We start from the raw sequence: 20013 nt of genomic DNA on the forward strand, positions 1-20013 counted from the left end.
CGCCGGACGTGGTCGGCCGCAATGAGTGCGCGTGTCGAACGTTCGCCATTAATGAACGAACGTGCGGGCCAGAGTGACGAACCGACTGAGCGATCCGTTCAGGAGTAGGTGAGGTTGAGTTCGATCACGTTCGTCGCGCTCTTCAGGAGCTCGGGTAGCTCGGACGTGAATCGCTCTCCTTGCATGCGACTCTTCGGTCCGGCGACGCTGAGCGCACCGATCGGTTGCTCGTCGCGGTCCAAAATCGGGACGGCGACACAGCAGAGGCCATCGATTCGCTCCTCGTGATCGAACGCGACGCCTCGGTCACGTACGTCCGACAGCTCGGCCTCGAACGCGTCGCGGCCGGTGATCGAGTGCTCAGTGTCGGACGACATCCCGTGTTCATCGAGAATCTCGTCGACGCGGTCCTTCGGCTGGTAGGCGAGAATGGCCTTCCCGAGACCGGTGTTGTGCAGGGGGACGCGGTGACCCGTACTCGCCTCGACGTTGACGGCCTGTTCGCCGCGGATACGACAGACGTAGACGCCTTGTCCGTGTTCTTCGACGAGCAAGTTGACGAGTTCACCGGTTTCCTCGGCGATCGCCTCCATCTCGGGACGGGCTGTCTCGTAGAGGTCGTCGCGCTGTCTGACGTACCGTCCGAAATCGAGAAATCGGAGCCCCAGGTAATATTTCCCGTCATCTTTGACGACGTACTCCTCCTGCTCGAGGGTGCTGAGGTAGTTGTAAACGCTACTTTTCGGGAGGTCGAGTTCGGTAGCGAGTTCGGTGACGCCGGCACCGTCGAGTCGTCGTAACGTCTGGAGAATGCTGAACGTCGTCACCACCGATTTGACCGGGTTGGTCGCTGGTTTACCCATATCATCCCTAGCATGTGTTTCGCATAAATATCTATGTGTTCAGTATTTACGAACAACGTCGCTATTCGGTGGTCGGTTCCGAAATCGCATAGGTCAGGGTGTACAGGGCGCTACCCCATCGTTATCGCGGTCCAGTGTCTCACGTTGTCGGTAAACACCACGCACGGGGCGATCGGCGATTCGAATATTCGTTTCGTATTACTGTCCAGTTCGGTGATTCAGTGCGACCACCGGTCAAGACGGGTTGCGCGAGAATTTCGGCCCTACCGGAACAGCGACCGTAACTGTGCTACTGTCACGCCCCTATCTTCTTTCAGCGCGTCGTACACGGGAGAATACTGGTCGTTCGTCTCACCGACGACGCTGTTCGGTATTACATAACGGGATCCCTGTGACTGACAGTCGAGAGCGTGCGGGCATCGAACGTTCGGACCAGGTAGCGACCGCGAGAACGACCGGAGCTGTCCATTACATACGTACAAATGTAATCAAACTGAGCTGCCCCTTATCGAACAGGAACTCATCAGGAATGGGACCCCGTGTCGACTGGTCGATAACTTCTGAGCGTAGTGGTCGGTCACGGAGTAACCGCTCGCGATCGCCGTCCCGAAATATGACTGAAAGAATAGTCTGCTCTGAAAATGACTTGAATGGTGGTGTCTTCCGATCCACTTAGCTCACCAGAGACCGTTATGAGATGCAATACCGAAGACCCCTTCGAACGAACCACTGATATCCGTCGAGGGACACAGACCGAACTTGCCGAGTGGCACGACACCGGTCGAAGAACGATCTACAGCTGGCTCAAGCGACTCGTCGGCGTCGAGTCGCTTGAACAGGCTGTGACTGATGCTCACCGATCTGGGAGAAAACGGGCACTGTTTAGTTGAGCCAGTTTGAGACCTGAGCAGGCCGCTGAGTTACTCTAGAGTAATGCTCGCAGACCTGCTCAGCAAGAGCTACGATGCGGATTTAGAGGAAGCTTGGGAGAACGAACGGACGGCGACGCCCATCACGGGGTTCGCCGTCCGCCTCCATCAGACTGGTTGTTCGCTTCGAGAGACAACAACGATTCTCGCTGAATTAGGCGTTGAACGCTCTCATGGAGTGGTTTGGAATTGGGTACATCGGCTGTCTGACAGCGTTCCTAACCCGCCGACGTCCACGAGAGCAGAGCTCTCGTGTGGCCCATCAGAACGCGTTGCGTTCTGAGGACGGCGCAGCCGACGCGGGTCGCGGTTGGCGAGACCGCTGTCAAGATCAACGGCGAACGGTCTTGCTTGTACGCTGCAATATATCTCGATACAAAGTTGAGTCTTGACGCCCAGTTATGCAGCCGCCACGGCACTGATCCGGCAGCTGCGTTCCTGTATGGACTCCGCGAGAAACACGATCTCTCCGAAGCAGTGTTTCTCGTCGAGCAATTTGGCTATCGGACTGCCCTTGCTCGGTTAGGACTGAACGGTCGGATTGACTATACCGATCGAAACCTGATCGAAAACTGGTTTCACACCTTCAAAATGCGCGTTGACCGTTTCCAAAACTCGTGAGTGGGCAGTCGGCGGAGTGCCCGTAAGTGGATTGATCAGTTTGTGCATGACTACAACCATCAAAGACCGCATCAATCGCTCGATAGAAAGACGCCAGCTGACGAGGTGCTAAACTAGACAGTGCCGGTTACGAGTATATGTCTTTCCAATATACATTACTGTCGGCTTGAATACTTCCTATGGCGGGTATTATCCGATAGTAGATTTATACTGATATATCCTATCTTTCCAATATCGGTCTCGAATCAGACTGCTGCCGGCGTCCACGAATACCGACGAGATCGATCTCCGTCCGCGAATGTAACTCACTCTTGATCATGTTGTACGTATCGACGATACGTCCAGCAGAAGGTCACGCACACAGCTAAAGCGTCCGAAACTGCTGGAAGACTGCGTAGTACACCCTGTATGAAAGATAGGGCGTTCGTTCGAGGCCGTATCGTTAACTGACGGTTGGAACGACGATACCGTCATATTCGACGCGGGTTGAAAGGTACTCGTTGGTTGAGTTTTCCGTTCACTGACTCATCCAAAATGAGTATTTGAGCGCGTTCGACAACGGAATTGACTGATTCCGGAGTAGTATTCGAAACCGATACTACGCCGAGTCGGAATCGAACGCGGGGTTCGACGGGGGTCCCTCGACGACGCTCCGAATCGTGTCAAGTCGGTTTGTCGAGGGTGATCGATCCTGACTCGGTCGCACACGTCGACTCGATTTCGATCTCAGTCGCTTCACGAGTCGGTCTCCCGCACGACCCGTTCGAGGAGGTAGAGCTAAATGCTCGCTACACACAGTGTGCACTGATGACGGCTACCGCAATTGCGATCGAGTCAGTGACCAAATCGTTTCGCAGCGAGACGGTGCTTCGGGATATCGAACTGGAGGTCGAGAACGGCGAGTTCTGCGTCGTGCTCGGCCCGAGTGGCTGCGGGAAGAGTACGCTCCTCAAGTGCATCGCCGGATTGATCGAGTCCGATGACGGGACGATCACGCTCGATGGTCGTGACGCGGCCGACCTCTCCGTCCAAGATCGGAATCTCGGCTACGTATTCCAGGAGTTCGAAGAGACGTTGTTCCCCCACAAGACCGTCGCGGAGAACATCGCGTTCGGTCTCGAGCAACGGGACGACCCGCCCACACAGTCGGAGATCGACGAGACGATCGACGAGATGTTGACCCTGTTAGCGATCGAGGAGACGCGGGACGATCTCCCGGGGGCGCTCTCGGGCGGACAACAACAGCGCGTGGAGTTAGCGCGACAGCTCTGTCGCAACTGCGAGGTAATGCTCTTCGACGATCCGCTGGCCGACCTCGACTACAAACTCCAGAAACGCATGGAACTCGAGATGCGGAGTCTCCACGCGGACCTCGGGAGCACGTTCCTCTACATCACGCACAATCAGGATCAGGCGCTCAAACTCGCCGACAAGCTGGTCGTGATGAACCGCGGCATGATCGAACAGATCGGCACCCCAGAAACGGTGTATCACAACCCGCGGAACGCGTTCGTCTGCCGGTTCGTCGGCGACTCGAACGCGCTCATTACGGAGGGCAAGCCGACCGAGGTCGGCGACGGCGTCGTGGAGGTCCAGACGGAGATCGGTCCGATGCGGGCGACCGCCCAGAACGGGGCCGAAACGGAGACGGGACTGTTGATCGTCCGACCGGAAGCCGTCTCGCTCGAGACGGACGACTGTGACGTGACACTCACGGGCGTTCTCGAAGGCCGAACGTACACCGGCGAAACTACCGAGTTCGCGGTGTCGCTCGATGGAACCGACCGCGAGTTCTACGTCGTCGTTCCGGACAACCCCGAGATCGGTGCGATCGGCGATTCGATCGATCTCGGCTGGAACGTCGACGACGCGCTCTACTTCGACGAACTCAGCGTAACCGACACCGTTACCATCGCGGATCTCATTGAAGAATGACAATGTCTGACATAGAATCCACCGAGGCGGACGTATCGCCGCCCGAACCGGCAGTCGACGAATCGCAACCGGTCGCGCTCGAAGTCGACGAACTAACGAAGATCTACCCCGACGGGACCGTTGCCGTCGAAGAGATCAGCTTCAGCATCAGGGAGGGAGATTTCTGCGTGCTGATCGGTCCCAGCGGCTGTGGAAAGTCGACGACGCTGCACTCGCTCGTCGGCAAAATCCCGGTGACGGAGGGGAGAATACGGCTCGGGGGCCAAGACATCACCGACGAGCCGACCTACGAGCGCGACATCGGGCTCGTCTTTCAGGACTTCCAGCTGTTTCCACACCTGACGGTCGCGGAGAACATCGGCTACGGACTGGAACGTCTTCAGGTCGAGGCAGACGAACGGGAAGCCCGCGTCGACGACGTGGTCGAGATGATGCGTCTCGAGGAGCTCGTCGATCGTCACCCCGAGGAACTCTCGGCCGGGCAGAAACAGCGCGTCGCGCTCGCCCGGAGCATGGTCCTCAAGCCGAAACTCCTCTTGCTGGACGAACCGCTGGGGGACATGGACTACAAGCTTCAGAAACACATGGAGCGAGAGTTGCTCCGGCTCCACCGCCAGCTCGATACGACGTTCGTCTACGTCACGCACGACCAGACGCAGGCGATGCGGCTGGCAGATCAGATCGTCGTCATGAACGACGGCAAGATCGAGCAATCCGACTCCGTCGAACGCGTCTACAACGATCCGTCGACGGCGTTCGTCTCGGCGTTCGTCGGCGACTCGAACATCTTTACGGGCGAACTGACCGACGTCAGCGACGACGGCAGTTACGCACACATTGAAACGCCGCTCGGAACGTTTCTCGCGACGACGACGAACCTGCGATCCGAACCGACCTCTCTCATCGGGGAACAGATCCCCTTCTCGGTCCGGCCGCAGTATATCGAGGTTACCGACGACCTGGACAACAGCGTCAGCTGTCGAGTCGACGACGTTATTCACCAGCCAGGATCGGGGACGCAAGTGATCCTCGAGGCGACCACGTCCGAGGGGGCAACCCACGAAATACAGCTGAAGTCGTTCGACCGAATCGAACCAACGGGGACCGTCTCCATCGGGTGGAGCGCGGATCACGCGACGCTACTCGAGCGGACGAGTATCGTCGACGGAATCGATCTCGAGACGGATATTCTCGGCGAATGAGCGGTCGGTCGCAGGGTCGTCCCCGTCCCTGCCACTGCGACCTTTCCGTTACGATCGGTCCGCGTTCGACTCCCGAATTCGTGCGGTAACCGGCTGAACGCCGTCCCTGAGCGTCAGTTCTTCCAGTGCAGTGAGTTCCTCGCGCGTTGTCTCGAGCGTGCCGACGTGGTTGCCGGCGAGTTCGCCGGCTGGGCTCTTGAAGCAGGTCGGCCCGCAGGCGACCAGAATTTCCTGTTCGTTTCTGTAGCCGGGGTACAGCAGAATGTCGCCGCGGGAGGGGTAGACGGTGTGGTTCTCCCGGGGGAGCTCCGGGAGGTCGATCTCGTCGATGTTGATCCACGTCGCGTGGCCGCTCCAGCGAACGTGCATCAGCTCCGAGGTCAGCGGGAGAATGTCTTGTAGCGCACGAACCGACTCGGGGGCCTCCGACTCGAGGAGCGGTGCGACGTACGTGTTCTCGCCGACGGTGAGATGGAGTTCGCTCACGACGATCACCACGCCGTCCAGCCGCCGTCGACGCGCAGGACGTGACCGGTGACGAACTCGCTCTCGTCGCCCGCCAGAAACAGCGCGGCGTCCGCGACGTCGTCGGGAGTCCCGAATCGAGGCCACGGCGTCGACGCCTGCCAGTCGGCGAGGAGTTCCTCGTCAGTCTCCCGCCACTCGGCGTTCTGTGCGGTCTCGATGATGCCCGGTGCCAGCGCGTTGACGTTGATCTCGTCGGCCGCGTAGTCGAGGGCCATCTGACGCGTTAGGTTGGAGACGCCCCCTTTCGATGCACAGTAAGCCGCGCTGTTCTCCCCGCCGACCAGCCCGTAGATCGACGAGAGATTGATGATCTTCCCGTGATCGCTCGCTTTCAAGAGCGGGAGCGCGTGTTTACTCGCGAGGAACACTCCCCGGAGGTTGACGTCCATGATGGCGTCGTACTCGTCCGCGGGTGCTTCGTGGGCCTGATTCTGGAAATAGATCCCCGCGTTGTTCACGAGGATATCGAGCCCACCGAACTCGTCGGTCGCCGTCTCGAGCGCCGCCTCGATGTCGTCCTCGTCGGTCACGTCCAGTTCGACGAACTCGTAGTCGGCGTCGACCGCGTCGAGTCGGTCGAAGACGGACTCCTCGTCCTCGAGTTTCGGTTCGCGTCTGACGTCAGTGACGACGACGCTCGCGCCCTCGGCGCCGAACGTCGCTGCAATCGCGTTTCCGATGCCCGAACTCGCACCCGTGACGAGTGCGACACGGCCGTCTAGGCGTCCTTGTGTCATACGTCACCAACATCCATGGCCGGGGAGAAATAGCTACCGTTTGGCTCACTCGCCGGCGTACAGCCGCCGTCGCTTCTCGAGGTCGTCGGCGACCGAACAGACGACGGCCAGTTTGATCCGCGCCTTGTGAGCCGGCAGATCGTCGCCGTGGATCGCCCCGTGCGAACGCAGGGTGCTTCCGCCGCCGTCGCCGCCGTACACCGGGGCCGTCGTCCCGGCCTGACAGCGCGACGTGACGACCACTGGAATGTCGTCGGCAACGGCATCGGCGATCGCGTCGCCGAGCGCGCTCGTCGCGTTGCCGAGGCCCGTCCCGTCGACGACGAGTCCGTCGACGCCGTCCTCGAGCGCCCGATCGATCGGCCGGCGACCCACGCCGGCCCCACTGGCGACGATCGCGACGTCGCTCGTCACCTCCCCCACGTCGAACGTCGGCGAGTAACTCCTCGGCTCGCGGACGATTCGAATCTCGGACCGCGTCAGGGAGGCGACCGGCGCCGCGCTCGGCGAGTCGAACGTCTCGAGCGCGCTGGTGTGGGTCTTCGTCACGTCGCGTGCGGCGTGAATTTCGTCGTTCGTGACCACGTAGACGCCGTCGTCGAACCGGTCGTGAGTGACGGTTCTCACCGCCGCCAGCAGATTTGCCGGCCCGTCGGGGCTAACCTCGTCTGGTCGTCGCTGTGCACCCGTGAACGCGACCGGAATCTCATCGTCGAGGACGAGATCGAGGAAGTACGCCGACTCCTCGATCGTATCGGTTCCGTGGGTGACGACGACGCCGTCCGCGCCGTCGGCCGCGACGTGCCGGACGGCCGCCGCCAGTTTCGTCATCGTCTCGAACCCCATATCGTAGCTCGGGATCTGGGCGACCTCCTCGACCTCGATCTCGGCGTGGCTCTCGAGGTCCGGGACGGCATCGACCAGTTCCGCCCCGCGCTTGCTCGGCGTCGCACCGCCGGACGCACTCGTGCTCGCGATGGTTCCGCCCGTGCTGAGGACGGCAACAGTTGGTGGCATACACCACGATCGTCCGGAGATTGGTTATCTCTTTCGCACGACCGATTGTCGCTACAGAATGTTCAACTAAATACCGTCTTATCGTGTAATATCTCCGCTTCTGCTGTTCCTAAGAGGAACGTTTAATACGGCACGGTGTGTGTGACAGCCTGTAATGCCAGACGGTATCAGTAGACGAAACTTTGTTGCGTACGGTGGAGCAGCAGCGGGTGCCGCGCTCGCGGGATGTGTGGGTGGCGACGACGGACCGGCACGACCGCTCGAATGGATCGGCCCGGACTGGGCGGTCAGCGACGAACAGGCCGCGAAGATGGAAGAGATGTCCGACGTCGAAGTGAACACGACGATCGCGACGATCGGTGACACCCAGGCACAACTCCTCGGCGGCGGCTCCGAGAACACGGACGTGTTCACCTCGGACACGACCGGTTCCGGGGCGCTCACTCGAGACAACCCGGTAACGATTCCGATGCCGGTCGAGGATCTGGACAACTGGGACGAAGAGCAGATTTCAGATCTGTTCACGAACCCCGAAGAGCGGCTGAGCCACCTCGGCGAGCAGGTCGAGACGGTCAATCGAGAGCTGTGGGTCGACGGCGACAGCCGGGATGAGATCCTGTTCTCGCCGTACGCCTACAACTTCGACGCGATGGGGTACAACCCGTCGTACGTCGACGACGTCTCCCTGTGGAGTGCGCAGTTCGACGAACAGTACGAAGGCGAGGTGATCGTCGGGGAAACGGCGGCGATCACCATTCCGCAGGCGATCATGCACCTGCTCGACAACGACATGATCGACGGAGATATCGGCGAGTTGAACGACCCGACGCAGGACCAACTCGACACGGCGATCGACTTCCTCATCGAGCAGAAAGAGGCCGGCCAGTTCCGCTCGACCTGGGAAGCGTACGGCGAATCCGTGACGCTCATGGCCGGCGAGGAAGCGGTCATCGGCGACATCTGGCAGCCGGCGGCGATGGACGTTCGCCGTGAGGGGACGCCGTGTACCTACGCGACGATGAGCGAAGGTATCCAGGGCTACCGGTACTGGTACGGCGGGATGGCGACGCTCGAGGGTGCAGAGGAGCGCCAGAACGTCGATCAAGTCACATTCCTGTACGACAAGGTCCACCTCGGCGCGTGGTTCCCCGGCTTCGTGCAGGGTCGCGGCTACTCGGTTCCCCACTACGAGAACGAGGAACTCGTCCGCGACGGCTCGGACGACTCCGGCGAAGGAATGGGCCCCGAGTACTACGACTGGGCGTACCGCGGCGAGGCCACGTACGAGGAGATCGACGAACCGGCACTGTTCGATCCGCTCGACTACGACTGGTCGATGGAAGAGGGCGACCCCGACTCGAACGGCGGCACCCGCGACAGCGGACCGATCGAGGAGCGGATCGACCGCATCGGCTTCTTCCAGATCTGGCCCAGCGAGGCGGACTACATGGTCTCGCGCTGGGAAGACTTCCAGGCCGCCTGAACAGAACATGCTTTCGATATTTTCGACACAACCAGCGAGACGAATCAAATGAGTTCAGAATCAAAAACCGGAGTGTTGAGTCGCTTGCGCATCGACAAAGAGGACCTGAACAACGAGGTAACCGGCCTGATAGCACCGACGGTCATCTGGTTTACCGTCTTCTTGCTCCTGCCGTTGCTGGTTATCTTCTACTACAGCTTCCTCACCTACTCGTCGTTCAACGTGATCCACGAGTTCACGCTCGCGGCCTGGATCGACGACGTGTTCGCCTCCGGTGCGGTCCGCGGCGCGTTCGTCCGAACGATCGGGGTCGGAATCGTCGTCACCTTCATCACGCTCGTGTTCGGCTACCCGCTCGCGTACTATCTTCGATTCCACACCACGCCCATGGTCGGACTCGTCTTGCTGTTGTTCCTCGTCATCCCGTTCTGGACGTCGGAACTGATCCGGACGTTCGGCTGGTTCCCGATCCTGGGTCGAAACGGGGTCATCAACGGGCTGTTGATGAATCTCGGGATCATCGACGGGGCGATCGGCTGGCTCCTGTTTTCGTCGTTCTCGCAGGCGGTCGGCTACCTGCAGAACTACGTGGTGTTCATGGCGGCACCGATCTACATCTCGCTCTCACAGATCGACGAAGGGCTGCTCAACGCTTCGGAAACGCTTCGGGGCAATCCCATCGAGACGTTCCGGAACGTCACGTGGCCGCTGAGCTTACCCGGCGTCGCGATCGGCTGTATGTTCACGTTCGTCCTCACGATCGGGAACTTCACCGTTCCGTCGTTCCTCAGCGGCGGTGCCAACACCGTTCCCACCCTGATCTACAGCCGCTACAGCCAGGGTCTGAACTACCCCTCGGCCGCGGCGCTCTCGATCACGCTGCTTGTCGTGATCTTCGCGTTCGTGTTCCTCCTGTTCCGCGTCGTCGACATCACCGAGATCGCGAGCCAGGAGTAACTCGAGACGGACTTTTTTGACGGATTTCACCCAACAGTCGGCGACTCGGCAATCGAGCCGTACCGACCGACATTCGCCCGCAAAAACGCTCACTCGTGCCAGATCGTATCGTCCTGCTCGTCGAGATACGCCTGATGGTTCTCCGCGTGTTCGTCGTAGATCGCCTCGCCCGGTTGCGTCGGCTCCTCGCTGAAGGTCGCATCGAGCGCGTCGTCGACACGGAGCACGAGCGACGCGACGTCGACCGCGTGCTGATAACACCGGAGCCGGATCGCCGTCGGATCGAGCAGGCCGGCCTCGAGCACGTCGTCGATCTCGCCGGCTGGGAAGACGAGTCCCGGCGCGGTGCCGTTCGTCGCGCTCGTCGTCGCCTCCCGGAGCGACGCGAGCGTCGTCAGCGTATCCATTCCCGCATTCCGGGCGAGCGTCGAAACGAATCGGTCCGTCGCGTCGGCGAACGCCTGGACGGCGAGCTGTTCCCGTCCATCCGCCTCGAGCGCGGCGTCGCGGAGCGCGCTCGCGAGTTCGAGCTCCGTCGCGCCGCCGCCGGGGAGAACCCCCGCCGGGCCGGTCGTCTCGCCCATCGCCGTCGCGACCGCCGCGACGGCCTTCCGGATCTCCGTCGCCGCCTGCGCGCCGAGCTGGCCGTGGACGCCGCGGAGGAGGAACGTGACCGACGCCGGGTCGGAACACTTGTCGAACACTACCATCCGTCGACGCTTTCGCCGCCCCTGGCGCTTGTCGATCGTCTGCTGTTCGACCAGCCCCGCGTGGCCGAGGTCCGCCGGCGTCACGTCGGTCGGGTCGACGACCGGCGTCGCGCCGGTCGCACTCGCCAACTGCGCGAGTTTGAGGCGGTTGACCCCGCGGATCCCCACGATCCCGTGTTCGACGAGGAGCTCCTGGTACGCGTCGTTGATGCCAGTTCTGGTCACGACGACGTCGACGCCGGCCTCGACGAGACCCGCGACGACCTGCTCGCGGCGGTCCGCGAACACGTCGTCGAACGCGTCGATATCGTCGGGCGAGTCGATGACGAGCCGCTCGCCGTCCTGCTGGAAGTCCGGGTCCTGCAAGCCGCCGGTCTTGCCGTCGTTGGCCTTGCCGCGCTTGAACCCGCTAATGATGAGGACGTTCGCGTCCGTCACCTGGCTCGGCATTCGGTCGTCACAGATATCGTTTCGGTCGAGCACCGTCCCGAAGACGAGCCGCGAGTCGTCGATCGAGCCCGAACGAATCTGGCGGACGGCGAGCGTCTCCTCGTCCGGCATCCCGATCTGTCTCGCGGCCTCGACGGCGCCGCTCGCCCACGTCTCCCGCCCGTTTCCGACGTCGTTTCCCGTCATCGCCGATCGAGCGACCATCTCCGCGGCAGCCGTCGGATCGTCGAACGACTCGAGCGGCCGCGAGAGCGACCCCACCGTTTGCTCGATACAGTCGAGTGCGGCGCTGTAGCCGTCCTCGATAGTCGTCGGGTGGACACCCATCTCGAGCAGGCGCTCCCCCTCGTCGAGCAGCGCGCCGAGCAGTACTACGGTGGTCGAGATGCCGTCGGGAACGAGCTCCCCCTCGACGTCCGTCGTTCCCGGGCGTTCCGGGGCGACGAGCCGTCGGATAATCGGGCCCATCGGGTGTTCGACCGGCAGTTCCTCGAGAATGGTCGCCCCGTCGCTGCTGACCGTGTCGACCCGCGTTTCGGGCTCCCCCGGCTCCCGTTCGGTCTTCCCCGAGCGGCTCTCGATCAGCGTATCGTGGGAGAGCGGCCCCAGCGAGCTCTCGAGGACGCCGCGGATCGCTCGAGCGGCGACGATATTTGCGTGTGGAAACTGTATTTCCGCCTCCGAATCGGTTGTGTCTCCCATCTTCGATACTGTCATTCCGTCGGCCAGCAGGTAAAAACCTATCCCGCGTCGCCACCGGTGGCGATCACGCGCGGTCGCGTCTCACGGCCCCAGCGCAGCATCTTTATATAATATGCCACCAGTACTCAAGGTAGATGGCGACAAAGCACACTTCGGTCGAGAAGCAGATGGATCGATCTGCGCTCACGCGGCTCGTGCAGTGGGTCGATATGAAACGCCTGTTGGCAGCGTACTTCGTCCTGATCTCACTGTATATTTACGCGCCGATGCTCGCGCTGATCGTCTTTTCGTTCAACTCGGGCGGGATCTCGCCGCCGTATCAGGGGTTCACGCTGGCGTGGTACAGCGAACTGGCGGCGAACCAGGGGATCATCAACTCGGTCCTGCGATCGATCCAACTCGCACTCGTCGTGACGGTGATCACGACGGTGCTGGGGACGGCTGCGGCGCTCGCGTACCGCTTTGACTTCCGCGGCCGGAAGCTGTTCCTCTACCTGATCGTGCTCGGGATCATCACCCCGGGGATCGCGTTCAGCGTCGGTTCGACGCTGTTGCTCAACGAGGTACTCGGTCTGTCGCGGTCGATGTGGGTTGCCCTGCCGGCACACGTCGTCTGGACGCTCCCGTTCGCGGTGATCGTGCTGCTCGCCGGCTTCCCGCCAAATCTGGCCCAGAACGAGGAGGCCGCACGAGTGATGGGAGCGAGTCGAGTAACCACGTTCCGCGAGATCGTGTTGCCACAGATCGCGCCGACCGTTCTCGGTGCGGCCGTCTTCGCGTTCACGCTCTCGTACAACGAGGCCGAACGCGGGCTGCTTCTCGTCGGTCGCGACCGAACGATGCCCATGGAAGTGTTCAGCATCGCGTCCGCCGAGCGGGCGACCCCGGAGCTGTTCGCCCTCGGGAGCGTGACGACGGTGTTCTCGACGATTCTCCTCCTCGTCGCGGGGGGCCTCGTCGTCTACGGCGCCAGACAGTCCTGACGGAGTGCTCCCGAAGCGACGTTTCCGGGGATTGAATATGCGTGTTACTATCAACCAACCACAAGAAAAGGCTTTTTAGGTACCCCTCGAACCTCAATTCGCAATGACGTCCAAAGTCTGCCTTTCGTACGACTTCGACGCAGTATCGACGTGGCTCTGGTCATACGACTCCTGGGATATGCCGACGCGACACTCCCGGGGCGTGTACGGAGCCAACATCGGCGCACCACGATTGCTCGACCTCCACGACAAACACGACATCCCGGCGACGTGGTTCGTTCCCGGCCACACGATCGACAGCTTTCCGGAGATCAGCGCCGAGGTCTGGGACCGCGGCTACGACATCCAACACCACGGCTGGAGCCACACCGGACCCGCAACCTACGAGACCAAAGAAGACGAGAAAGCCGACGTCGAGCGGGCGATCGACTCGATCGTCGACCTCACCGGGCGCGAACCCACCGGCTACCGCTCTCCCGCGTGGGACTACTCCGAGAACACCCTCGACATCTTAGACGAGGTCGGCATCGAGTGGGACTCGAGCAAGATGGCCTCCGACTTCGAACCCCACTGGCTCTACGGGGGCTGGAGCGCCCCCGAGGACGGCGCGTACGACCGCGGCGAACCCACCGATATCGTCGAACTCCCCGTCTCCTGGCAGCGCGACGACTGGCCCGCGCTGACGTTCACCTGGGCGCGGCCACACCGCATGGGCTACGTGAGCGAGGACTCGCTGTTCCAGCGCTACTACGACCAGTTCGACTGGATGCACGAGAACGTCGATGACGGCGTCTTTATCTTGACCCTCCACCCGCAGGTCATCGGCCAGGCCCACCGCATCTCGCGACTCGAGGAACTGATCGAGCACATGAAGAGCAAGGACGACGTCGAGTTCGAAGAGATGGACGCCGTCGCCACCGAGTTCCGCGAGAACAACTGAGACGGATTACTGTACCGATTTACCGGCATAACCACGCTCCGGGCGGCGGTTGCGCCGGAAATGACTGACAGTAACCCGTATGAGACGGCGGTCCCGTACCGGGTTTTCGAACCGCCTGCCGACCACTCTACTCCAGCAACTCCCGTTTCATCGCCTCGAACTCGCGTTCCGTGAGGTGGCCCTGTTCGAATAAGGCCTCGAGTCGCTCGAGCGAATCGAACGAGTCGTCGTCCGATTCGGCCGCTATCTGCTGGCGAATCGTCGAACAGGCTGCGGTTGCGTCGTCGGTGGCACTCCGCCCGACGTCGATGTAGTACCGTTTGGGTCCGCGGAGCACGAGCCGTTGGTTGCCGTTCGCCGTCTCCAGCGTCGCTCCCGTCAGTTCGTTGGAGGGTATCGATCGGTACTCGTGATCGGCGGGCACCTCGCGTTGAATCACGACCATCAGCCGTCGGTCCGTCACGAGCGTCAGCAGGTCGCGGCCGCGACTCGCCATCTTGCGGGTTCGGCTCTCCTCGCGACGGTCGCGGTCGTCGTCGTTCGTCTCGTAATCCATGATTCGCCCGCGGAGTGCGTGCTGGATCCGCTCGTCGTCGTCCAGTCGCTCGCGGAGTTGCTGACGTTCCAGTTCCCCGATCTCGAGTCCGTCCACCCCCTCGTCGTCGATCGCTCGAGCGTCGCCCTGTCGGCCCGTTTGCTCGTCGAATGGCATACGAATCGATGATCGCGGACACGTATATACGTTCTCGAGCGACCAGCCGACACTGGGTCAGCGACCGTCTCCGGACGCCACGTTGCAGTTCGTAGCGATAACAGCTATGACGATCCGCCGAGAACGAGTATTACTCTCAGAACTCGGCGTCCAGCCACCGACGAACCGTCGGAACGGTCAGGACCGCCGCCGAACACCGCCTCGAGAGGACCCCTATGACAACAGACGACCAACCGAACGGAGAGACGCGCATCGTCGAGGGATGGCACGGCCGATACTACGAGGACTTCGAGGTCGGCGATATCTACAAGCATCCCTTCGGACGCACCGTCACCGAGACCGATAACGTCTGGCTGACGAACGTGACGATGAACCTCAACCCGATGCACTTCAACGAAGCGTACGCCGCCGAAACGGAGTTCGGCGAACGGCTCGTCGACGGCACGTTCGTCATCGCGCTGGTCGTCGGGATGAGCGTGATCGACATCTCGGTCAACGCCACGGCCAACCTCGGCTACGACGATATTCGCCATCACGGCCCCGTCTATCACGGCGATACGCTCTTTGCCGAAAGCGAGGTGATCGACAAACGCGAGAGCGGCTCCCGAGACCACGTCGGGATCGTCACGACCGAACTGCGCGGCTACAACCAAGAGGGCGACCTCGTGATCTCCCTCGAGCGAACGCCGATGGTGCTCAAACGCAAGCACGCACAACCCAGCGCGGCGAAACCCCCTGGATGGCCGGAGGGGATCGGAACGCAACCGGAGACCGACTCATGAGCGGCCGACTCGAGAAGACGGACGCGCCGGTCGACGCCGCGACGGCCGCCGCCCACGTCGACGCCGATGCGGTCGTCGCCGTAAGCGGGTTCGGCGCGGTCGGCTACCCGAAAGCCCTTCCGCTGGCCCTCGCGGCCGACGATCGCGACCTCTCGCTGACGATCATCAGCGGGGGCAGCGTCGGTAAAGAGATCGACACGGCACTCGTCGAAGCGGACGCGATCGCTCGTCGCTATCCCTACCAGGCGAGGGCCGCGGCGCGGGAGGCGGTCAACGACGAAACGATCGCCTTTCAGGATCGGTTCATCTCGAAACTGGGCGACGAGGTCGAACTCGGCCACGTCCCGACGCCTGACGTCGCGATCGTCGAGGCGGTAGCCGTCGGCGACGGCTGGTTCGTCCCCTCGCTCTCGATCGGCCACACCGTCGCGTACGTCAGGGCCGCGGAGAAGCTGATCGTCGAGGTGAACGATTCGATTCCGCGCGACGTCGGTCGATTTCACGACGTCTACGAGCGCTCGCTGCCGCCGAATCGAGAGTCCATCCCGCTCGAGGGGCCGGCGGACCGAATCGGCGACTCGCGGATCGAGTTCGATCCCGCGCATCTCCTCGCCGTCGTCGAGACCGAGGCGGCCGACGATCCGTACGATTTCCGCGAGCCCTCGACGACCGACCGGGAGATCGCCGCGAACCTCGCGACCTTTCTCGAGTCCGAACTCGAGCGCTGCTCGATGTTCGACGACCGTATTGCCCTCCAGTTCGGCGTCGGAAGCCTCGGAAATGCGCTCATGGGCGCGCTGTCGTCGATCGACTTCGGCGACCGAGACGTCTACTACTTCGGCGAGGTGTTTCAGGACGGTCTGCTCGAGATGATCGAGAACGGGACGCTCGCGGGCGCCAGCGCGACGGCGTTCGCCCTTAGCTCGGCTGGCCAACAGCGGCTGTTCGACGATATCGACGGCTACAGCGAGTCGATCGTCCTTCGGCCCGCCGACCTCTCGAACAACCCGGCGCTGATCGATCGGTTCGGCGTCGTCGGGATCAATAGCGCCATCGAGGTCGATCTCTACGGCCACGCGAACTCGACGCACGTCGACGGCTCGCGCGTGCTAAACGGGGTCGGTGGCAGCGGCGATTTCAACCGAAACGCCGCCCTCTCGATTACGACGCTTCCCTCGAGACACGGCGCGGAGACGTCGTGTATCGTCCCGATGTGTCCCCACGTCGACCACTCGGAGCACGACATCTCGGTCGTGATCACCGAACAGGGCGTCGCCGACCTCCGCGGGCGTTCGCCTCGCGAGCGCAGCCGGCTGCTCATCGAGCACTGCGGCCACCCGCAGTTCGTCGACGACCTCGAGGCGTACGTCACCCGTGGCGAAACGGCGGGCGGTCACATCCCGCATCACCTCGAGTCGGTGTTCTCCTGGCGGTCCTGACGCCGGGCCGCCGATACCGATAGCGCCGTATCGGTGCGGCGCGGTTCGATCGGAGAAACAGCTTTGCCCGTCCCCGTCCACCTCTCCCCGTGGCGCGAGACTATGAAGATCAAAGCTATCAATCCGAACACCACCCTCGAGATGACCGAGAACATCGGCGCGGTCGCGAACGAGTACACGAGCGACGACACTGAAGTCGTCGCCGCCTCCCCCGACCGCGGGCCGATCAGTATCGAATCCTACTACGACGACTACCTCGCCGTCCCCGGTATCCTCGACGAGATCCTCAAGGACGAGGACGACGAGTTCGACGCGTTCGTCAACTCCTGCTGGGGCGATCCGGGGCTCGACGCCTGCAGGGAGGTCACCGACAAACCGGTCGTCGGCATCGCCGAGGGCTCGATGTACGTCGCGAACATGCTGGGGGCGAACTTCTCGGTCGTCACGATCCTCCCTCGAGCGCGCGATTTCATCGAGGAAGCGGTGAGAAAGACGGGGCTGGACGGCCACTGCGCGTCGGTCCGCTGTACGGAGCTGACCGTCGTCGAAACCGAAAGCACGCGTGACGCGGCGGCAGAGGCGCTTCTCGAGGCGAGCTGGGAGGCCGTCGAGGAGGACGACGCCGAAGTGATCTGTCTCGGCTGCGCCGGAATGGGCGGTCTCGACGGCCCGCTCGAAGCGGAACTCCCGGTGCCCGTCATCGACAGCGTCGGCGCGGGTGCCGTGCTCGCGGAGAGTCTCGTCCAACTCGGCAAGCGTACGAGCGCGGTCAGGACCTACAAACGGCCGGAGTCGAAGGAGATCGTCGGCTACCCCGAGCGCTACCAGCTGTAGGGACGGACTCGAGCGGTCGATCTCCCTTCCGTTCTCGATTCGACGCAGCCCCATGAGCACCCGCTCTCTAGAAGATTCGAGCGGTGAACGTGTGGAACGAAGAGCAACACAATCGGCCATCGTTCGTTGTTACCGAACCTTATATGTGAGCGAGCAGCGTTCGCCGGGCGGATCGAAACTCGAGAACGTTTCCGACTCTTTCCGTCGGAAATTACACAGGTACTTTTGTAAATATGAGGGAGTGTGATCGCTATCAGAGATGATCATTTGCATGCGTGACGGTATTGGAATCTATCTATTACAGACGTACTTCTGTAAACAGTCGTGGAGAACCAGCCGTCAACGGAAAGACACGACCGGCGGGTCGATCGGGTACTCCAAGGGTCTATAGCACTGCAGTACTGTGGTTTTCACACTGATTGACGGTGGCGCGTTCGTTCGGTAACGTCGACTTTTATATGCTACTAATCACCGAGGGATCATGATTACGAGAAACGCCTCTCTGCAGTCTATATTCATTATATCCGCCCATATTGCACCAAATCACTATTTATTCTCTCAAATAGTTCCGATACAGTTTCTAAGGTCGGAAATTTATCTGTAGTTCGTATATTCGAGGCTCTGTGGTTTGAAAGGGAGATCCATGGTAGGTAAACCCACCCACGATTTCGACGTCAGGAATCGACCACTCGGATCGATTCCTGACAAACACGTCACAGAAGAACGATGTCGTTCGGCACCAACGAACGTTTTATACTCAAACGGCGAGAGTCGCCGTCGACCTGACAGTGGTTCGTCGCTCTGAGACGGGTACGACGCCGGCTACAGCAAAACAGTCGGAAGGGAATCGGATGCCCGAGCGGTTCACTTCGATAGCGCGTCAATACTAACAATCAATACCGGAGTCGCACCGGTCAGAAGTGGACGACTCAGCGATCAGTACGATCGCGGTAGCCCAAGCACGTTTTCCCCCACGTAGTTGAGAACGAGTTCTTGCGTGATCGGTACGAGTCGAGTGAGGCGCGCTTCCCGAAAGTAGCGTTCGACATCGTACTCCCGTGCGACGCCGAATCCGCCGTGGGCCTGGACTGCGGCGTCGGCGGCCGCGAAGGCGGCTTCGGCAGCCAGATACTTCGCCATGTTCGCCTGCGCGCCGACGGCTCTTCCCGACTCTCCGTCGACCGCGCTCGCGGCACTGTAGGTCAGTTGCTTCGCGGCCTGTAGTTCGGCGTACGCCTTCGCCAGCGGGTGCTGGATGGCCTGGTTCATTCCGATCGGCCGGTCGAATACCACGCGTTCGTTGGCGTAGTCGACGCCCGTTCGGACCGCCAGTTCGCCGAGCCCGAGACACTCGGCCGCGATCACCAGCCGCTCCTCGTTGAGACCGTCAAGCAGCTGATAGAAGCCATTTCCGCGCTCGCCGACGAGATTGTCGGCGGGGACGTGCAGGTCGTCGAACCAGAGTTCGTAGGCGCCGACGGCGTTGCTGGCAGATTTCGGAATCGATCGCATCGTCAGCGTTCCGGCGTCGACGGCGTCGTCGATGTCGACGAGAAACATCGAGATCCCCTTCGTTCGCTTTTCGGCCGCCGATTTCGGTGTCGTCCGGGCCACGACGAGCAGGTAGTCGCTGGCGTCGACCCGCGAGATCCAGATCTTCTGCCCGTTGATAACGTATTCCCCTTCCTGCTCTTCAGCGACCGTCTCGATGGACGTCGAGTCCGAACCCGCGTTCGGTTCGGTAAGCCCGAGCGACTGAATCGCGACGTCCCCCGCTGCAACGTCCGGGAGCAACCGTTCTTTGAGTTCGTCGCTGCCGTGGCGGACGATCGGAACGGAGTTGTAAATCCCGCCGTGGATCGCTTGTGCGGCGGCGAACCCGCCGCCGCTCGCCGCGATCTCTTCCATCATCACGACGACCTCTGCGGTCCCCATTCCTGCCCCGCCGTACGCTTCAGGAACGAGAATTCCCAGCCAGCCGTGATCTGCCAGTTCCGTCACGAACTCCGTCGGGTATTCGGCCGCGCGGTCTTTCTCCCGCCAGTACTCGTCGTCGAACTCGCTGCAGATGTCGCGAATGCCGTCCCTGACGAGTTCCTGCTGCGCAGTCAGCGCTACGGTATCCGTCGCTACTGTGGCCATCACTATTCCTTGTATGGTTGTCGAGATAAACTTACGCGTGGCTGGTG

Annotated in this window: 16 protein-coding genes and 2 pseudogenes; 11 read left to right on the forward strand and 7 right to left on the reverse strand. The window is 61.7% G+C overall.

Features of this window, described 5'->3' with window-relative positions; genetic code table 11:
• Positions 1-98: 98 nt before the first annotated feature.
• Positions 99-863, reverse strand: coding sequence for an IclR family transcriptional regulator (locus tag ACSFC5_RS20670; RefSeq protein WP_440767109.1), 765 nt, complete (start codon positions 861-863; stop codon positions 99-101).
• A gap of 746 nt (positions 864-1609) precedes the next feature.
• Between ACSFC5_RS20670 and ACSFC5_RS20675 the strand changes: the two are divergent.
• The 4 genes and pseudogenes from ACSFC5_RS20675 to ACSFC5_RS20690 form a co-directional block, all read left to right on the forward strand.
• Positions 1610-1744, forward strand: a pseudogene (locus ACSFC5_RS20675) (IS630 family transposase); the annotation flags it as partial.
• A 52-nt stretch (positions 1745-1796) separates the two neighbouring features.
• Positions 1797-2530: pseudogene (locus tag ACSFC5_RS20680) on the forward strand (IS6 family transposase).
• Positions 2531-3220: 690 nt separating this feature from the next.
• Complete coding sequence (locus ACSFC5_RS20685) at positions 3221-4348, forward strand: ABC transporter ATP-binding protein (protein WP_440767110.1); 1128 nt, start codon at positions 3221-3223, stop codon at positions 4346-4348.
• A 2-nt stretch (positions 4349-4350) separates the two neighbouring features.
• The gene (locus ACSFC5_RS20690; protein ID WP_440767111.1) at positions 4351-5550 is read left to right on the forward strand and encodes an ABC transporter ATP-binding protein; all 1200 of its coding nucleotides are present in this window, start codon (positions 4351-4353) and stop codon (positions 5548-5550) included.
• 48 nt (positions 5551-5598) lie between these two features.
• Here ACSFC5_RS20690 and ACSFC5_RS20695 read toward each other — a convergent pair whose 3' ends face one another.
• The 3 genes from ACSFC5_RS20695 to ACSFC5_RS20705 are packed head-to-tail and all read right to left on the reverse strand — an operon-like array spanning position 5599 to position 7832.
• Positions 5599-6045 (reverse strand): DUF3830 family protein, encoded by a 447-nt coding sequence (locus tag ACSFC5_RS20695; RefSeq protein ID WP_440767112.1) that lies wholly within the window; start codon positions 6043-6045, stop codon positions 5599-5601.
• Positions 6042-6815: an SDR family NAD(P)-dependent oxidoreductase gene (locus tag ACSFC5_RS20700; RefSeq protein WP_440767113.1), complete on the reverse strand. Its 774-nt coding sequence runs from the start codon at positions 6813-6815 to the stop codon at positions 6042-6044. Before ACSFC5_RS20700 ends, ACSFC5_RS20695 begins: the two co-directional genes overlap by 4 nt.
• A 45-nt stretch (positions 6816-6860) precedes the next feature.
• Positions 6861-7832, reverse strand: coding sequence for an asparaginase (locus ACSFC5_RS20705; RefSeq protein WP_440767114.1), 972 nt, complete (start codon positions 7830-7832; stop codon positions 6861-6863).
• Positions 7833-7986: 154 nt separating this feature from the next.
• On the opposite strand from ACSFC5_RS20705, the gene ACSFC5_RS20710 reads away from it, so the two are divergent.
• The gene (locus tag ACSFC5_RS20710) at positions 7987-9315 is read left to right on the forward strand and encodes an extracellular solute-binding protein (protein ID WP_440767115.1); all 1329 of its coding nucleotides are present in this window, start codon (positions 7987-7989) and stop codon (positions 9313-9315) included.
• A gap of 48 nt (positions 9316-9363) precedes the next feature.
• The gene (locus ACSFC5_RS20715; protein WP_440767116.1) at positions 9364-10272 is read left to right on the forward strand and encodes an ABC transporter permease; all 909 of its coding nucleotides are present in this window, start codon (positions 9364-9366) and stop codon (positions 10270-10272) included.
• Between the two features lie 89 nt (positions 10273-10361).
• Here the strand turns inward: ACSFC5_RS20715 and ACSFC5_RS20720 are convergent, their stop codons facing one another.
• Entirely contained in the window at positions 10362-12134 is a 1773-nt protein-coding gene (locus ACSFC5_RS20720; protein WP_440767117.1) for a TCP-1/cpn60 chaperonin family protein, read from the reverse strand.
• Between the two features lie 167 nt (positions 12135-12301).
• Here ACSFC5_RS20720 and ACSFC5_RS20725 point away from each other — a divergent pair, with 167 nt between their 5' ends.
• Complete coding sequence (locus tag ACSFC5_RS20725) at positions 12302-13117, forward strand: ABC transporter permease (protein WP_440767272.1); 816 nt, start codon at positions 12302-12304, stop codon at positions 13115-13117.
• 178 nt (positions 13118-13295) lie between these two features.
• Positions 13296-14057 carry a polysaccharide deacetylase family protein gene (locus ACSFC5_RS20730; protein ID WP_440767273.1) on the forward strand — a complete coding sequence of 254 codons (762 nt, stop codon included), beginning with the start codon at positions 13296-13298 and terminating at the stop codon, positions 14055-14057.
• Positions 14058-14184: 127 nt separating this feature from the next.
• On the opposite strand, the gene ACSFC5_RS20735 is transcribed toward ACSFC5_RS20730, so the two are convergent.
• Positions 14185-14769 (reverse strand): SHOCT domain-containing protein, encoded by a 585-nt coding sequence (locus tag ACSFC5_RS20735; RefSeq protein ID WP_440767118.1) that lies wholly within the window; start codon positions 14767-14769, stop codon positions 14185-14187.
• Between the two features lie 215 nt (positions 14770-14984).
• On the opposite strand from ACSFC5_RS20735, the gene ACSFC5_RS20740 reads away from it, so the two are divergent.
• The 3 genes from ACSFC5_RS20740 (at position 14985) to ACSFC5_RS20750 (ending at position 17824) form a co-directional block, all read left to right on the forward strand.
• Positions 14985-15551, forward strand: a complete 567-nt coding sequence (locus ACSFC5_RS20740) for a MaoC family dehydratase (RefSeq protein WP_440767119.1) — start codon at positions 14985-14987, stop codon at positions 15549-15551.
• Entirely contained in the window at positions 15548-16990 is a 1443-nt protein-coding gene (locus tag ACSFC5_RS20745) for an acetyl-CoA hydrolase/transferase C-terminal domain-containing protein (protein WP_440767120.1), read from the forward strand. The genes ACSFC5_RS20740 and ACSFC5_RS20745 overlap by 4 nt, the downstream gene beginning before the upstream one ends.
• Before the next feature lie 102 nt (positions 16991-17092).
• Entirely contained in the window at positions 17093-17824 is a 732-nt protein-coding gene (locus ACSFC5_RS20750) for an aspartate/glutamate racemase family protein (RefSeq protein WP_440767121.1), read from the forward strand.
• Positions 17825-18760: 936 nt separating this feature from the next.
• Here ACSFC5_RS20750 and ACSFC5_RS20755 read toward each other — a convergent pair.
• Entirely contained in the window at positions 18761-19966 is a 1206-nt protein-coding gene (locus tag ACSFC5_RS20755) for an acyl-CoA dehydrogenase family protein (protein ID WP_440767122.1), read from the reverse strand.
• Between the last annotated feature and the right edge of the window lie 47 nt (positions 19967-20013).

Source organism: Natronorubrum marinum (assembly GCF_052040125.1).
Classification (GTDB): domain Archaea; phylum Halobacteriota; class Halobacteria; order Halobacteriales; family Natrialbaceae; genus Natronorubrum.

Coding starts and splice junctions, on each gene's coding strand:
- ACSFC5_RS20670 (WP_440767109.1), bottom strand. CDS start 863: ATGGGTAAACCAGCGACCAACCCGGTCAAATCGGTGGTGACGACGTTC.
- ACSFC5_RS20685 (WP_440767110.1), top strand. CDS start 3,221: ATGACGGCTACCGCAATTGCGATCGAGTCAGTGACCAAATCGTTTCGC.
- ACSFC5_RS20690 (WP_440767111.1), top strand. CDS start 4,351: ATGTCTGACATAGAATCCACCGAGGCGGACGTATCGCCGCCCGAACCG.
- ACSFC5_RS20700 (WP_440767113.1), bottom strand. CDS start 6,815: ATGACACAAGGACGCCTAGACGGCCGTGTCGCACTCGTCACGGGTGCG.
- ACSFC5_RS20705 (WP_440767114.1), bottom strand. CDS start 7,832: ATGCCACCAACTGTTGCCGTCCTCAGCACGGGCGGAACCATCGCGAGC.
- ACSFC5_RS20710 (WP_440767115.1), top strand. CDS start 7,987: ATGCCAGACGGTATCAGTAGACGAAACTTTGTTGCGTACGGTGGAGCA.
- ACSFC5_RS20715 (WP_440767116.1), top strand. CDS start 9,364: ATGAGTTCAGAATCAAAAACCGGAGTGTTGAGTCGCTTGCGCATCGAC.
- ACSFC5_RS20720 (WP_440767117.1), bottom strand. CDS start 12,134: ATGGGAGACACAACCGATTCGGAGGCGGAAATACAGTTTCCACACGCA.
- ACSFC5_RS20725 (WP_440767272.1), top strand. CDS start 12,302: ATGGATCGATCTGCGCTCACGCGGCTCGTGCAGTGGGTCGATATGAAA.
- ACSFC5_RS20730 (WP_440767273.1), top strand. CDS start 13,296: ATGCCGACGCGACACTCCCGGGGCGTGTACGGAGCCAACATCGGCGCA.
- ACSFC5_RS20735 (WP_440767118.1), bottom strand. CDS start 14,769: ATGCCATTCGACGAGCAAACGGGCCGACAGGGCGACGCTCGAGCGATC.
- ACSFC5_RS20740 (WP_440767119.1), top strand. CDS start 14,985: ATGACAACAGACGACCAACCGAACGGAGAGACGCGCATCGTCGAGGGA.
- ACSFC5_RS20745 (WP_440767120.1), top strand. CDS start 15,548: ATGAGCGGCCGACTCGAGAAGACGGACGCGCCGGTCGACGCCGCGACG.
- ACSFC5_RS20750 (WP_440767121.1), top strand. CDS start 17,093: ATGAAGATCAAAGCTATCAATCCGAACACCACCCTCGAGATGACCGAG.
- ACSFC5_RS20755 (WP_440767122.1), bottom strand. CDS start 19,966: ATGGCCACAGTAGCGACGGATACCGTAGCGCTGACTGCGCAGCAGGAA.